The 16523-nt window shown below is 42.6% G+C and carries 6 protein-coding genes and 1 tRNA gene; all 7 read left to right on the plus strand.

The window, feature by feature from the left end:
* Nucleotides 1–297: 297 nt before the first annotated feature.
* The 7 genes from MSMAS_RS17910 (at nucleotide 298) to rpoB (ending at nucleotide 16519) form a co-directional block, all read left to right on the plus strand.
* The gene (locus MSMAS_RS17910) at nucleotides 298–4077 is read left to right on the plus strand and encodes a PAS domain S-box protein (protein WP_052728070.1); all 3780 of its coding nucleotides are present in this window, start codon (nucleotides 298–300) and stop codon (nucleotides 4075–4077) included.
* A gap of 535 nt (nucleotides 4078–4612) precedes the next feature.
* Nucleotides 4613–7918 (plus strand): PAS domain S-box protein, encoded by a 3306-nt coding sequence (locus MSMAS_RS17915; RefSeq protein WP_052718773.1) that lies wholly within the window; start codon nucleotides 4613–4615, stop codon nucleotides 7916–7918.
* 517 nt (nucleotides 7919–8435) lie between these two features.
* A complete protein-coding gene (locus MSMAS_RS12910) occupies nucleotides 8436–11951 on the plus strand; it encodes a PAS domain S-box protein (RefSeq protein WP_080942084.1) in 3516 nt (1171 codons plus the stop codon).
* A 524-nt stretch (nucleotides 11952–12475) separates the two neighbouring features.
* Nucleotides 12476–12552: transfer RNA gene (locus tag MSMAS_RS12915), tRNA-Lys, on the plus strand.
* An 86-nt stretch (nucleotides 12553–12638) separates the two neighbouring features.
* Nucleotides 12639–12875, plus strand: a complete 237-nt coding sequence (locus tag MSMAS_RS12920; protein ID WP_048037333.1) for a DNA-directed RNA polymerase subunit H — start codon at nucleotides 12639–12641, stop codon at nucleotides 12873–12875.
* 219 nt (nucleotides 12876–13094) lie between these two features.
* The gene (locus MSMAS_RS12925) at nucleotides 13095–14690 is read left to right on the plus strand and encodes a DNA-directed RNA polymerase subunit B'' (protein WP_048041049.1); all 1596 of its coding nucleotides are present in this window, start codon (nucleotides 13095–13097) and stop codon (nucleotides 14688–14690) included.
* A gap of 14 nt (nucleotides 14691–14704) precedes the next feature.
* Entirely contained in the window at nucleotides 14705–16519 is a 1815-nt protein-coding gene (gene rpoB, locus MSMAS_RS12930; protein ID WP_011034199.1) for a DNA-directed RNA polymerase subunit B, read from the plus strand.
* The last annotated feature ends 4 nt before the right edge of the window (nucleotides 16520–16523 follow it).

Consider the following 16523-nt stretch of genomic DNA (forward strand, 5'->3'; position numbering starts at 1 on the left):
TAAAAGTCACTGCATAAAGTCACTGCATAATAAGATAGCTGACCAGGGTGCTACCAGATATTTATTTTTTTAAACTAATAAAATATATATAACCATACTGAGTTTTTTTATATCTTGAAAATATCTTATAAATAGAACTATGTTGCCTTAAAAATCAACCCTCGGGATGAAGAAACTTAAGGCGGGGAACAGGTTCGTTATAACTTTTTTAAATGGGGAAGGAAAAACACGAAAAACTGAAAGCCTGCTAGAAAACAGGATGAAATTAATTCTGACAACCGGAGAAAGGGGTAGGTAATGGATGAAAAACTAAGGACTTCTGGAGTTCAGGTTATCGGAGATATTGCCTGGGGCACACATTTCTGCCAGTTCTACCGGACGCAGGAAGAACTGGTGAATGTAGTATGTCCTTATTTGAAAGCCGGACTGGAAGGTAACGAACTTTGCATATGGGCTTTGCCGCGAGATTTTGAGACGAAAAAAGAAGCAGAAGGACCTCTGAGAAGAACTATTCCCAAACTTGATATTTATCTGGAAAAAGGACAGATGGAAATAATTTCTTACAAAGACCGGTATGCAGAAAAAGAGATTCCTGACTCAAAAAAAGCCCTGGGAAACTTGATTAAAAAAGCAGATTATGCTTTGCTTAATGGCTATAGTGGTCTGAGACTGGTTCAGGACACTTCATGGCTGAAAAATGACTGGAAGAACCTCACCGGTTATGAAGAAGAACTGGACATTGCCATTGAAAACCGACGCATAACAGCTCTTTGTACTTATTCCTCCGGCAAATTTGACACCGATGAAACTATATACGCGGCTTTGAGCCATCGATTTGTTCTGGTTAAAAAGGAAGGGAACTGGGAAAAAGTTGAAAACCCCAGGCTTAAAAAGGCGGAAGAGAGAGTTATCCAGCCCTCAGGGGAAGTAGAAACCAAAACAGAGGAAGAAAACGAGAACCTGAAGAAATTACTTGAAGAAAGGACAGTAGAGCTTACAGAAGCTTACAAGTCACTGAAAGTAAATGAAAAGCAATTTCTTCAAATCCGGAAAATGACTCATATCGGAAACTGGAAATGGGATATTTTGACCGGGGAATTACACTGGTCTGATGAAGTTTACAGGATTTTCGGACGTGACCCTGAGAGGTTCAAAGCAACCTGTGATGCCTTTTTAGGCTCCGTGCACCCTGATGACCGGGAATATTTGATTAATTCCATTAAGAAGGATTTTGATGAGCAGTTCCGGAATATTGATTATCGGATAGTCCTGCCTGACGGAGAAGAACGCACAGTCCGTACACGGGTAGAAATCACTTTTGATGAGGAAAACCAGCCTGTACGAGCCGAAGGAATAGTTCAGGATATTACGGAACTTAAAAGAATAGAAAAAGCTCTGCAAGAACGGGAAGAGCAGTACAGGGCTTTCTTCGAGAACAGCATGGATGCCGTTCTTTTCGCATCACCAGACGGGACTATCCATGCAGCCAATAAAGCCGCCTGTAAGACATTCGGAATGACCGAGAAAGAGATAATCAGGGCTGGCAGAAATGGAATAGTGGATCAATCTGATCCAAGGCTCAAACCTTCCCTTGAAGAGAGAAACAGCACAGGCAGGTTTAAAGGTGAAATCAATCACAAACGGAAAGATGGCACGATTTTTCCGGGGGAAGTGTCTACTGCGCTCTTCAAAGACAAAAACGGTCTTATGAAAATAGTTATAATTATCAGGGACATTACCGAACGCAAGAAGGCAGAAGAGGTTCTTCGGAAGAGTGAAGAACATTACCGAATGCTCTTTACAAATATGACAGAAGCTTTCTTCCTTGGAGAAATTATCCTTGACAGGGATGGTAAGCCCTATGATTATCGCTTCCTTGAGGTAAATCCAGCCTTTGAATTCCATGCAGGAGTAAAGGGAGAAAAGGTTCTGGGCAGGTCTCATCTGGAAGTATTCCAAAAAGCGGACCCGACAGTTATCGAAAAATACGGACAGGTGGCTTCTTCAGGCAAACCAGCTCATTTTGAATTTTTTACACATTTAACTAACAGGTTTCTCGATATTTATGCTTTCAGCCCTGAGAAAGGAAAGTTCGCAGCGATCTTCAGGGATATTACAGGGAGGAAGAAGATAGAAGAGAAAACTCGCCAGCGGGCAGAAGAGATGGAGACATTGATGGAAGTCACGCCTGTTGCCATCTGGATTGGCCATGACCCGCAATGCCATAACATAACAGGCAACAGGATGGCAAATGAGTTATATGAATCTGAAGTCGGAGAAAATGTCTCTGTGAATTCCAATCCTGTGCGGCGTTTCTTCAAGAATGGTCACGAATTGACTGTGGACGAGTTACCAATGCAGAAAGCCGCCCTTAAAGATATCAATGTGCGTGACGAAGAGATAGATGTACTGCTGCCGAGCGGAGAATTGAGGACTCTTCTGGGATCAGCCAGCCCGTTACATGATGCAGACGGCAATGTGCGCGGAAGTATTTCCGCATCTATAGATATTACTCAGAGGAAAAAAACAGAAACTGAACTGAAAGAAACCCTTGACAATTTAGAAAACCTGGTTAAAGGACGCACAGAAGAACTCGAGAAAGCTTACAGTTCCCTGAAGGAGAGCGAAAAAAGACTTGCCGAAGCTCAGAAGATGGCTCATATTGGGAACTGGGACTGGGATCTTGTAACTAACAAAATTTACGCATCTGATGAGATGTGTCGAATTTTTGGACTTGGCCCCCAGGAATTCGATGCAAATTACGAGGCATTTTTAAATTACGTGCATCCGGCCGATCGAGACCATATTAATGCAGTCTATAGGGCTGTATTAAACGGAAAAGAACTTGTTGGTATGGATTATAGAATAATCTCAGCTAATGGGCAGGAGCGCGTGGTCCACGGTCAGGGTGAAGTTACTTTTGACAGGGAAAATATTCCGGTCAGAATTAGAGGGACAGTCCAGGATATCACAGAACGTAAAAGAACAGAAAAAGCACTTGAGTTAAGCGAAGAAAGATATCGCATAATAGCCGAACAGACAGGGCAGCTTGTCTACGACTACAATGTTGAGGAAGACACCGCTGACTGGGCAGGAAATATAGAAGAAATTACAGGATATAATCCAGATAAGTTCAGAAACATGAACCTGCAGTCCTTAATATCCCTTATTCATCCCGAAGACGAGAAAAAATTTCTGGAAAAATATGAAAGATTTCGGACTTATGGAGGCACTTACAGGTCAGAGTACCGCTTTAAAAAAGAAAATGGGGAGTATATTTACGTTGAAGATCAGGGAGTTGGCTTGAAAGATGAAAAAGGTGAGATAAAAAGAATTCTTGGTACAATTAAGGACATTACTGAAAGAAAAAAGGCAGAAAAATCCCTTGCAAATATCGAGGCCGCACGCAAAAGGGAAATCCATCACCGCATTAAAAATAATCTTCAGGTCATCTCGTCTTTGCTTGATCTTCAGGCTGAAAAATTCAAAAACAAAAAAAATACTGGAGATGTTGACGTTCTCACAGCCTTAAAGGAAAGTCAGGATAGAGTAATGTCTATTGCTTTGATCCATGAAAAATTGCATGAGAGTAAAGGAACCGATAAACTGGATTTTTCTCCTTACCTTATGAAACTTGTTGAGAGCCTTTTCCAGACTTACAATCTTGGAAATAAAGATCTCAGCCTGGACATGGATCTTGAAGAGAATATTTTCTTTAATATTGATGTCGCAGTTCCTCTCGGGCTAATAGTCAACGAAATTGTTTCGAACTCTCTAAAATATGCATTCAGGGATAGAGATAGAGGAACGATCAGGATTAAACTCTGCAGGGAAGAGAATGAGAAACCAGAACACCAAAAACATGAAAACAGCAAAGGAGACCGTAAAAGCAGTATCAATAATTTTATTTTAGCAATCTCGGACAATGGTGCAGGCCTGCCTGAGAAGTTAAACGTGGAAAATGCAAGTACACTTGGGCTTCAAATCATAAATATCCTGGTAGAGCAGCTGGATGGAAAAATAGAGTTAAGCAGGAGTTCTGGAACTGAATTTACTATAAGGTTCCCGATAGCATAAAGAGAATATTGAGGATAAGAAAAACGGACTTATTTTCAAAAATGTGATATGAAAAGCTGGAAACTCAGGGCCTGGTTTTGAGAAAAAGCAAAAGAGGCGGCTTCAAATAATTTTAACTTCTGAACAAATAATGCGGTAAGAGGCATGAAGAGGTAAATAGGACTCTATTTCCATTCATAGAAAAGTGAGAATATTTACCCGCTTTAATTACAAAACAAGATAAAAAAATAATTAGTTACTAATACCCGAATAGCATTTTTTATAAACTGGAGTTTTCATTAAGAAAAACATAAACCTGTGATTCATATTGGGAGAGCATTTACAATTCTGTTTTCTTTCACAAATATCCAGATCAAGCATGAAGGTCAAATTACCTTATTTTGAGGAAATCTAAAACTTCTAAATCTAAGACTTCTTTTACTGAAAGGGGATTTACATAAAATCATAAAACCGGGTAAAATCTGAGAACTGGCCAGACTCTTATAAAAAGAGTGTTGCAAAGGTGGTGCAGGGATGAGCCAGGAGAAGGTATGGGATGAAAGGACAATTGAGAAAATCTGGAATTGATGCAATTGGGGATATCCCATGGGGGACTCACTTCTGCCAGTTTTACCAGACAAAAGAAGATTTGATAGAGATAATTGTTCCTTATTTGAAAGCAGGTCTGGAAAACAACGAGCTTTGCCTGTGGATTACTTCAGACACTCCGGGTGTGGAAGATGCGAAGGAAGCCCTGAAAAAGAGTGTTCCTCATATTGATACATATCTGAACAGGGAACAGGTTGAGATCATTCCGGAAACTCTTTTTTATCTGGAAAAGGGTGCTTTCGACCAGAAGAAAGCACTGAATATGGGGACTGAAAAGTTTCTCCGCGCCGCAGAAGAAGGATACTGTGGCTTGAGAACTATTGGAAACCTTTCCTGGCTGAAAAAATCAGATTGGGATAATTTCGCTGATTACGAAGAAAAAGTAGATAGTGCTATTGGTAACTGCAGGATAATATCGATGTGTGCTTATTCTCTTGATAAATGCAATGCAACCGATATTATCGATGTTGTTGCCAACCACCAATTTACCCTGATTAAAAGGGAAGGAAACTGGGAGCGGATAGAAAGTCCCAGACGCAGGAAAGCAGAAGAAACAGCTGTTCAGGCCACAAAGAACTGGGAGTATACATTTGATGCTGTCCCTGACCTTATAGCCATACTTGACACGGAATACAGGATTGTCCGTGCTAACAGGGCAATGGCTGCAAGACTGGGCATAACACCGGAAGAGTGTGTGGGTTTAACCTGTTACCGTGTTATCCACGGGACGGACGAGCCTCCTTCTTTTTGTCCTTACAGGCAACTGCTTAAGGACGGAATTGAGCACACAGAAGAAGTCCGTGAAGATTCCCTGGGTGGCGATTTTATATTGAGCGTCCTGCCTCTTCACGATTCAAAAGGAAAAATTATAGGGTGCACTCATTTTGCCCGTGACATAAACGAAAGAAAGAGATTGGAAGAGCAAACCCGTCAGCGGGCAGAAGAGATGGAAACAGTAATGGAAATCGCGCCTGTTGCAATCTGGATAGGCCACGACCCGCAGTGCCATAACATAACAGGCAACAGGATGGCAAATGAGTATTTTGAGTCCCGATCAGGAGAGAACGTCTCACCGAAAGTAACATCATTAAGGCGTATTTTCTGTAAGGGCAGCGAACTGGCTGTAGACGAATTGCCCATGCAAAAAGCTGCCTTAAAAGGTATCGAAGTGCGCAACGAAGAGATAGACGTGTTATTGCCCAGCAGGGAATGGAGAGTATTACTTGGATCAGCAAGTCCTCTGCACGATGCCAGAGGTAATGTGCGCGGCAGTGTAAGCGCTTTCATTGACATAACCGAGCGCAAGAAGGCAGAAGAGGCGCTTCGCAGGAGCGAAGAAAAGTACCGCAACCTCATAGAGACAGCAAATGAAGGGATATGGATACTTGAATGGGTACCTGATACTGGAGCCAGGACCATTTATGTTAATAAAAAAATGGCAGAGATGTTAGGTTGCAGCCGGGAAGAAATGATTGGAAAATCTGTGAGGGATTTTACCGACGAAGAGGGTAAAGCTATTTTCGAGCTAAATATGAAAAGGAGGGAGCAGGGAATCAATGAGAGCCACGAATTCAAACTGCTGCGTAAAGACGGCTCACCTTTATGGGCCCTTGTAAATTCCAAATCCCTTTTTGATGAAACTGGCAAATTCACGGGTTCCATAAGCATGCTCACCGACATTACCGGGCGGAGAGAAGCGGAAACTAAACTCAAAGAAACACTGGAGAACCTGGAAAAGCTGGTTGAAGATCGTACATTAGAGCTGGAAAAGGCTTATAAATCGTTAAAAGAAAGCGAAACACGGCTTTCCGAAGCTCAAAGAATAGCTCATATAGGAAACTGGGACTGGGACCTTCTAACCTGTGAAATTTACTGGTCCGAGGAAATGAGCCGTATTTTCGGGCGTGACCCTCAGAAATCAGGCGCAAGTTATAGCGAATTTTTGGATTACATACATCCTGATGACCGGGACTATGTGAAAAATGCCATGAAAAGAGCGATAAAAGGAGAGCTTCTTGCAATAGACTACAGCATCCTTCTGGAAGATGGGGAAGAGAGCACAGTACATATGCGGGCACAGGCTGTTTTTAATGAGAAAAATATCCCCATTAAAATAAAAGGAACGGTTCAGGACATTACTGAGCGCAAAAAAGCTGAAAAAGCTCTTGAGTTAAGTGAGGAGAGGTACCGGATAATAACAGAGCAGACAGGGCAGTTAGTATACGATTATAACATTGAGAAAGATATTGCTGATGTAGCGGGAAATATTGAAGAGCTTACAGGATTCACTTCTGAAGAACTGGGAAATATTAACCTGAAATTGTGGACCTCCCGCATCCACCCAGAAGACCTGAACAGGTTCCTGGAAAATCATAAAAAATATTTAGAACCGGATAGAAAATCTTACAGAATAGAATACCGTTTCAGAAAAAAGAACGGAGAATACATTTACCTCGAAGAGAACTGGGTCTCTCCAGAAGGTGATAGGAAAAGCAGTGTGAAAAGAGTACTTGGGGTAATTAAAAATATTACGGAAAGAAAACAGGCAGAGAAAATCCTTGCAAACATAGAAACCGCACGCAAAAAAGAGATCCATCACAGGATAAAGAATAACCTTCAGGTGATTTCTTCCCTTCTTGACCTCCAGGCTGAAAAGTTCAGAGCCAGAGAACATTTTAAGGATCTGGAAGTCCTTAACGCTTTTCGGGAAAGCCAGGACAGAGTGATATCCATTGCCCTGATTCACGAAGAGCTTCACGAAGGCAAGGGAAAAGACACATTGAATTTTTCCCCGTACCTCCACAGACTTGTTGAGAACCTTTTCCAGACCTATACCCTTGGAAATGCGGATATCAGTTTAAACATGGATCTGGAAGAAAATATTTTCTTTGATATGGATACCGCAGTCCCGCTGGGACTTATTGTGAACGAACTTGTTTCAAACTCCCTCAAATATGCATTCCAGGGACGGGATAAAGGGATAATCCGGATCAGGCTGAACAGGGAAGAAAATGGAAAAACTGTAAGCAGCAAGCATGAAAACAGGAAAGAAGGATACAGGAGTACAAATTTTATTTTAACGGTTTCGGACAATGGAGTTGGCATTTCCGAAGGCTTCAGTATGGAAGACTCTGATACGCTTGGAACGCAGCTCGTAACAGCTCTTGTGGACCAGCTTGACGGCAAAATCGATTTGAAGAAGGATTCCGGAACCGAATTCATCATAAGATTCTCAATACCAGAGAAAAAATGAGAAGTCCTCTGAGCTAGGAGATCCTTTCAGAATGATAATTTTATATATATCTCCATGTGCTGAACCGGTGAAGGAAAAAGAACTTCAGAATTACACCTTAACAGGAATGCTGTATAGGATGATGAAGTATGAGATGAAGTATGAGATGATGAAGTTCGGGACAGGACATGGAGAGGAAACGAAAGAGTTTGTCCCCAGATATTTTAAACTCTTGAATTTATTGCTGTAGGAAAAATGATTCCATTTTCACTATGGAAAAGTGAGGATATTTAACTGCTTTAATTACAAGACAAAATAAAAAAATAATTAATTACTAATACCTATAATAACATTTTTACAATCTGGGAATTTGTATTAGAAGGCACTTAAAACGAAAATTCATTATGGGATGACATTTTCATTCTTATTTCTTTCACGAAATATTAAAATCACAGATAGCACTACATTATTTTTGGAGATATAACTCTTGGAGATATAACTCTTGTAATGATGGAACAGGCCCGGAGAAGGGGATGGGATGAAAGGACAAAACAGGGAGTCTGGAATTGATGCAATTGGGGATATCCCATGGGGGACTCATTTCTGCCAGTTTTACCAGACAAAAGAAGATTTGATAGAGATATTTATTCCTTATTTTAAAGCGGGACTCGAAAACAATGAATTATGCCTCTGGATTACTTCAGAACCTCTGGGCATAGAAGAAGCAAAAAAATTCCTGAAAAAAGCGGTTCCTGATATTGAGATTTATCTTGAGAAAGGACAGATAGAGATTATTCCGGAAACCTTTTTTTATCTGGAAAATGGTGCTTTTGACTCTTCCAGGGCTTTAAATAAAGGGACTGAAAGGTTCAATCGTGCCATAGATAATGGATATTGCGGTTTGAGGTCAGGCGGAAATATTTCCTGGCTGAAAAAAGCAGATTGGGACAATTTCACTGGTTACGAAGAAAAAATAGATAGTGCCATTGGTAACTGCAAGATAATATCGATGTGTGCTTATTCTCTCGATAATTGCAATGCAACCGATATTATCGATGTTGTTGCTAACCACCAGTTTACGTTAATTAAAAAAGGAAGAAGATGGGAGAAGATAGAGAGTCCAAAACGCAAAAAAGCAGAAGAAACAGTTATTCAGGCCACAAAGAACTGGGAGTATACATTTGATTCTGTCCCGGACCTTATAGCCATAATTGATACCGAGTACAGGATTGTCCGGGCAAACAGGGCAATGGCAGCAAGGCTCGGCATGGAAGCGAAAGAATGTACAGGCCTGACCTGTTATCGCGCTATCCATGGGACAGACGGACCTCCCTCTTTTTGCCCTTACAGGCAACTGATTAAAGATGGACTTGAACATACCGCAGAGGTTTTTGAAGACTTTTTAAAAGGTTATTTTTTAGTAAGTGTGTCTCCACTCCATGATTTAGAAGGAAAACTCATTGGGAGCGTTCATGTTGCCCGTGATATAAATGAACGCAAAAAGGCTGAGGATGCACTTCGCCGGAGTGAGCAACACGCCAGGCTAAAGCTTGAGAAAATTCTCTCGCCTGTAAATGACACATACGACTTTGAGCTTTCTGAGATTATAGACGTCCCGGTAATTCAATCGCTTATGGATGATTTTTATAAGCTTACTTCCTTCCCTGCAGGTCTGAACGACCTCAAAGGCAATGTTCTGGCATGTGTCGGATGGCAGGAGATCTGCACCAGATTCCACAGAGTTCACCCCGAAACATGCAGGCACTGCATAGAAAGTGACATGGAGCTGTCCAGGGGCCCTACTCCGGGAAAATACAGGATGTACAAATGCAAGAACAACCTGTGGGATGTGGTAACTCCTATCATGGTGGCAGGTCAGCAGGTCGGCAGTATCTTTTCAGGGCAATTTTTCTTTGAAGATGAGTCTCTGGACTACGAATTCTTCCGATCTCAAGCCCGGAAATACGGCTTCGATGAGGATGAATACATATCAGCGCTTGAAAAAGTTCCGAGGTTAAGCAGGGAGACTGTTGACGCAGGTATGGCTTTTTTGATGGGGTTCGCCAATATACTCTCACAGTTGAGCTACGGCAATCTCAAACTGGCACAGTCCCTTGCAGAATGCGATTCTCTGGTTGCTGCTCTGCAGGAAAGCGATGAGCGGTTTCGCTCAGTTCTAGAGAACTCTCTCGATTCTGCATATCGCATGGATTTCCAGAATAACCACTTCGATTATATGAGCCCTGTGATAGAGCAGATTACAGGCTTCTCTGTCAGGGAAATAAATGCAATGACCATCAATAATGGTCTTCTGAACCGAATTCACTCCGATGATCGTCCTCTTGTCGATCAGGAAAGTGCTCAATCGTTAGTTGAGGGTTTTGGGGCACAAGAGTACCGTTTCAAATGCAAGGACGGAAAATACCACTGGTTAGCCGATCATTTCTCGATCATTAGGGATAAAACCGGCACGACTCGTTTTAGAGCAGGTATTGTCCGCGATATCACCGAAAAAAAGCAGGCTGAAGAAGCCCTTATAAGAAGTGAGAACAACTTCCGTACACTGGCGGAAAATTCCCCGGACATAATTTCCCGCTTTGATAGACAGAACCGCCACATCTATGTAAACCCTGCTGCTGAGGAACCTTATGGGCGTCCTCCGGAAGAAATCATCGGGAAAACTCACAGTGAGCTGGGCATGGATCCTGAGAAGGTAAAGCTCTGGGAAAGCCACCACGAAAAAGTTTTTGCCACTGGAAAGCCCGAATCAATGGAATTCGGGTATACGTCATCTCAAGGAAAAGAATACTACTTTAATACACAGGTAGTACCAGAGTTTATTGATGGCAAAGTAACCTCTATCCTTGTAATTTCCCATAACATTACGGATATAAAAGAAGCAGAATCCCGGTTGAAAAATACCCTGGAGAATCTGGGAAATCTGGTTAAAGAGCGCACAGTAGAACTTGAAAAAGCATATGTGTTATTGAAAGAAAGAGAAGAGAGTCTTGCTGAAGCTCAAAATATGGCTCACATAGGTAACTGGGAATGGGACATTGTGGCTGATAAAGCGTACTGGTCCGAAGAGATGTATCGAATTTTCAAACGTGATCCTCAAAAATTAGCACCATCTCTAGATGAATATTTAAACTATATTCATCCCGACGACCTTGACTACTATTGTAAAGTCAATGATTATACAAGAAATATACGTACTTCTGGACTTGATTTTAGAATTGTTTTAGCTAATGGAGAAGAACGTACACTTCACATAAAATCAGATTTTATATATAAGGATGAAAATCTCCCTGTTCGAGTAAAAGGAATAGTTCAGGATATTACCGAGCGTAAAAAGGCTGAAAAAGCCTTTGTAAACCTTGAGATTGCCCGCAAAAAAGAAATTCACCACAGGATCAAGAATAACCTGCAGGTAATTTCTTCCTTACTCGACCTCCAGGCTGAAAAGTTCAGAGACAGGAAATACGTTGAGAATTCGGAAGTTCTGAACGCTTTTCGGGAAAGCCAGGACAGAGTGATATCTATTGCCCTGATTCACGAAGAGCTTCATGAAGGCAGGGGAAAAGATACATTGAATTTTTCCCCGTACCTCCAGAGACTCGTTAAGAATCTATTTCATACTTACACCCTTGGAAATGCGGATATCAGTTTAAACATGGATCTGGAAGAAGATACGTTCTTTGACATGGATACTGCCATCCCTCTGGGGTTGATTATCAATGAGCTTGTTTCTAACTCTCTCAAACACGCATTTCCAGAGAGAAAAGGAGAAATTAAAATTAAACTTTACAGGGAGTTAAATGGGAAATATAATACAGGAGCTGAAAGTAAAAACGAAGATCGTAAAGGCACCATCTTCATTTTGAAAGTTTCGGATAACGGAACAGGCCTTCCTGAAAACCTTGATCTGGAAAATCCTGAAACTCTTGGTATGCAGCTGATTACTGCCCTTGTAGACCAGATGGACGGGGAACTTGGAGTAAACGGGGATTGTGGAACGGAGTTCTGCATAAAATTTGCAATAAAAGAAAAATAAGAAGAACTATCAGTTAAAGTCCTTAAGTTAAAATTCCCTTAACAGGTAGAACAACTACTTAAGTATGGAGACTTTCAGTTTAATTCTCACAGATGTGTCTCTTTTTTAGAAAGCGATGCTTTGTTAATTGATGCTTCATTTTAGAGGGTGACTATCGGGAAATCGGGAGGTTATTTAAAATCAGGGCAAAAGTTTCAGTTTACCCGAAAATATGGAGGAATTATTCAGTTTATTCAGTTTTTGGCCTTACTTTTAAAAAAGTGAAAATAATCGTACATATATTTTACTGGAAAAATCAGAAAAATATTTGTATAAAATCCCCACATTACAAATAAATTTACGAAAGATTTTCAAAAATTTAGGGATAAAAACGGAACTCACCATAAGTTATAAATAGTATAGCTATAATTAGAGGGTTGCACCGGTGAAAGAGGTGCTCCCTGATGCAGCGGGGCAGCAGGGTTGCATGCTGAGAAATTGGCATTCAGTGGTGCAAAACATAGAGGTGGAGAGATAAACAAACTGGGCCCGTAGCTCAGTCAGGCAGAGCGACTGGCTTTTAACCAGTCGGCCTAGGGTTCAAATCCCTACGGGCCCGCCATGTTCTTTATTATGACTGGCGGAAAGGCCATCCGCTGGAGAAATCTAATCAAGTTTTTTGAATGCTTTATTTTTGGAGGAAAGGATTTGACAAAGTTCAGCCTGCTCGACCATGAGGCGGTCCCCAAGCATGAAATCATGTCTGAGGGCGAGTTAAAGTCTGTTTTAAGCAAATATTTTATTGAAAAGGAACAACTTCCGAAAATCAAAGTGCAGGATCCTGTTTGTAAAGAAATAGGAGCTGTCGTCGGAGATGTCGTGAAAATAACAAGAAAAAGTCAGACTGCAGGGGAGGCAGATTATTACAGACTCGTGATTGAGTAAGCGGAGGGGAGTTAAAACCGCTTTCAAAATCATATTTTTTTCACTGAATATCTTTTTGAATCCCATGCACCATCATACGGAAAGATTCAACGACTGCATAAGATCCAGACATGAAGGATCACCATTTATTGATTTTCATTTTACCAAAGCAAAGAGGGTGCTATCATCGCGTTAGAAAGCAGTATACTGTCGCAGGCCTATTTTACACGGGACAAGATAGTGCAGCACCATATAGACTCATTTAATAAGTTTATAGACTATGGGCTGCAAAAGATCATTGATGAACAGAGAATAATAGAAACCGACATTGAGGACACTTATCTCAAGCTCGGCAAGATCCGGGTAGAGCATCCGGTGGTGAAGGAGGCAGACGGAGCGATTGAAAAGCTTTACCCGAATGAAGGGAGGCTCAGAAACCTTTCGTATTCAGGCCCCCTCTACCTTGAAATGAGTGTCGTAAAAGACGGGATAGAGTCAGAGGCAATGGAAGCAAAAATCGGGCAGCTTCCTGTTATGGTCAAGTCCAAAATCTGTAACCTCCTCGGACTCAGTGAGGTAGAGAAAGTCCGCTATGGAGAAGACCCTCTTGACCCCGGGGGATATTTCATCATCGGTGGTACGGAAAGGGTAGTTATGACCCTTGAGGACCTTGCTCCCAACAAAATCCTTGTTGAATTCGGAGAGCGCTACGGTGATGAAATAGAGGTTGCAAAAGTATTCTCACAGAAGAGAGGATACAGGGCACTCGTAATTGTGGAGAGAGGCAGGAAGTCCCTGCTTGAGGTTTCTTTCCCATCGATATCCGGCAGAGTGTACTTTATTACACTTATGAGGGCTCTCGGGATAGTAACTGACGAAGATATCGTAAATGCGGTTTCGAGCGATCCCGAAATTATCAAGTTCATGCTGGAAAACCTTGAAGAAGCCGAAGTCGAAACCCAGGAAGAGGCAATCGAGAAGATCGGGGCAAGGGTTGCTGCAGGGCAGGCCAAGGAATACCAGATAAAAAGGGCAAACTACGTAATTGACAGGTATCTTTTCCCACACCTTGGAAACGACGTCAGAGACAGGGTCTCAAAAGCTCATTTCCTCGCAAGAATGGCAGAGTCCTGTTTTGAGCTGGCACTTAAAAAGCGTACCGAAGACGACAAAGACCACTACGCAAACAAAAGGCTTAAACTCGCAGGCGACCTGATGGAAGACCTTTTCAGGGTATCCTTTAACAGGCTTGCAAGGGACATAAAGTACCAGCTCGAACGCGCAAACATGAGGAACAGGGAACTTAATGTTGCCACAATTGTAAGGGCAGACGTTTTAACTGACCGCCTGCAACACCCGCTGGCAACAGGAAACTGGGTAGGAGGCAGGACAGGTGTTTCCCAGCTCCTTGACAGGAACGATTACATTTCTACACTTTCTCACCTTCGCCGCGTAATTTCACCACTTTCCCGTGCCCAGCCTCACTTTGAAGCCCGTGACCTGCACGCAACTCAGTGGGGGCGTCTCTGTCCTTCCGAAACTCCAGAAGGTCCGAATTGTGGCCTTGTGAAGAACTTTGCAGAAATGGTCGAACTCTCAACCGGGACAGAAGAAATAGAGAACATGAAAAAAATACTCTACGACCTTAATGTCGAAAAAGTGGTTGTGAAAGTGCCAGAAATCCCGGCAAAAATAAAAGAAATATTACTCGATGAATTCGGGGAAGAGATTGTTGAAGAGTTTGAAGAAACTCCTGAACCCGAAACCAAATTCAAAGATGATGATTTCTACGATTATTCAGATATGGACGACTCTGGATCTATGTATGGTGACTGAGGGGTTGATGTCAGATGGCTAAAGCAAAAGTATTCATAAACGGAGAGCTCGTCGGGACTCATGACAACCCTGCGGAACTCGTAGAAGAGCTCAGAAAAATGAGGCGGCAGGGATTCATATCCAGACAGGTCAATATAGCTCTAAATGACAGTACCAGGGAAGTAATTATAAATTCCGATATGGGCAGGGCAAGAAGACCTCTTCTGGTTGTGGAAAATGGTTCTCCCAAAGTAACCGAAGAGCATGTACAGAAACTGAAGAACAAGGAAATCAGTTTTGACGACCTTGTGAAAGAAGGCTGTGTGGAGTATCTGGATGCCGAAGAAGAGGAAAACGCATACATTGCCCTCTATGAGTCCGACATTACTGACAGGCATACCCATATGGAGATCGACCCCGAAATGATGCTCGGCATCTGTACCGGGATGGTTCCTTACCCGGAACACAACGCATCTCCGCGTAATACCATGGGTGCAGCCATGATCAAACAGTGTATAGGAGTTTCCACAGCAAACCAGAAGTTAAGGCCGGATACCCGTGCCCACGTCCTTCACTATCCTCAGAGGGCACTCACCAGAACAAGAACATCCGAAGCAATAGGCTTCGATGACAGACCTGCAGGCCAGAACTTCGTAGTAGCAATTCTGTCTTATGAAGGATATAATATTGAAGACGCCCTGATCTTCAACAGGGGTTCAATCGACAGAGGGCTCGGGAGAAGTCATTTCCTCAGGACTTTTGAGGGTGAAGAAAGAAGGTACCCCGGTGGACAGGAAGATAAATTCGAAATTCCTGACTCCGAATACCGCGGAGCCCGCAGTGCAGAAGCATATGCAAACCTTGACGTGGATGGGCTTGTGAACCCTGAGACCCCTGTAGGTCCCAATGACGTGCTTATAGGAAAGACCAGCCCTCCCAGGTTCCTTGAAGAGCCTTCTGATTTCGGGATTGCAGTAGAACAGAGAAGAGAAAGCTCTGTTACCATGCGGTCTAACGAAACAGGGATTGTGGACACAGTAATTCTTACAGAATCCATTAACGGAACCCGCCTTGCCAAAGTAAAGGTAAGGGATGAGAGGATCCCGGACATAGGGGATAAGTTCGCTTCCAGGCACGGGCAAAAAGGAGTTATCGGCTTAAAAGTCCCTATTGCGGACATGCCTTTTACGGAATCAGGTCTCACCCCCGATCTGATGATTAACCCGCACGCAATTCCTTCACGTATGACTGTAGGACACGTCCTGGAAATGATCGGCGGGAAAGTGGGCTCAATGGAAGGCAGAAGAGTAAATGCAACAGCCTTCTCAGGAGAAAAAGAGGACGATTTAAGAGAAGCCCTGAAAAAACACGGCTTTGCCCACACAGGAAAAGAGGTTTTCTATGACGGAGCAACAGGCAGGATGATCCCTGCAGATGTCTTCGTTGGTGTAATCCTTTACCAGAAACTTCACCACATGGTTACTTCCAAGATGCACGCAAGGTCTCGCGGACCCGTACAGGTGCTTACCCGTCAGCCGACTGAGGGTCGTGCAAGGGAAGGTGGTCTCAGGTTCGGGGAAATGGAGCGTGATGTTCTGGTAGGGCACGGAGCAGCCATGTCCTTAAAAGAAAGATTGCTTGACGAGTCTGACAAAGTGGTTGAACTTGTCTGCTCGCACTGTGGAATGGTTGCAACATACGACAAGCAGAGGAACGTAGCTTTCTGTTCGGCCTGCGGTGCTGACACTGATATATATCCTGTAGAGATGAGCTATGCTTTCAAGCTGTTACTTGACGAAATTAAGTCTCTTGGAGTCGCTCCCAGGCTTAACCTTGAAGATGCTGTATAAGTGA

The organism is Methanosarcina mazei S-6, from assembly GCF_000970205.1.
Taxonomy (GTDB): domain Archaea; phylum Halobacteriota; class Methanosarcinia; order Methanosarcinales; family Methanosarcinaceae; genus Methanosarcina; species Methanosarcina mazei.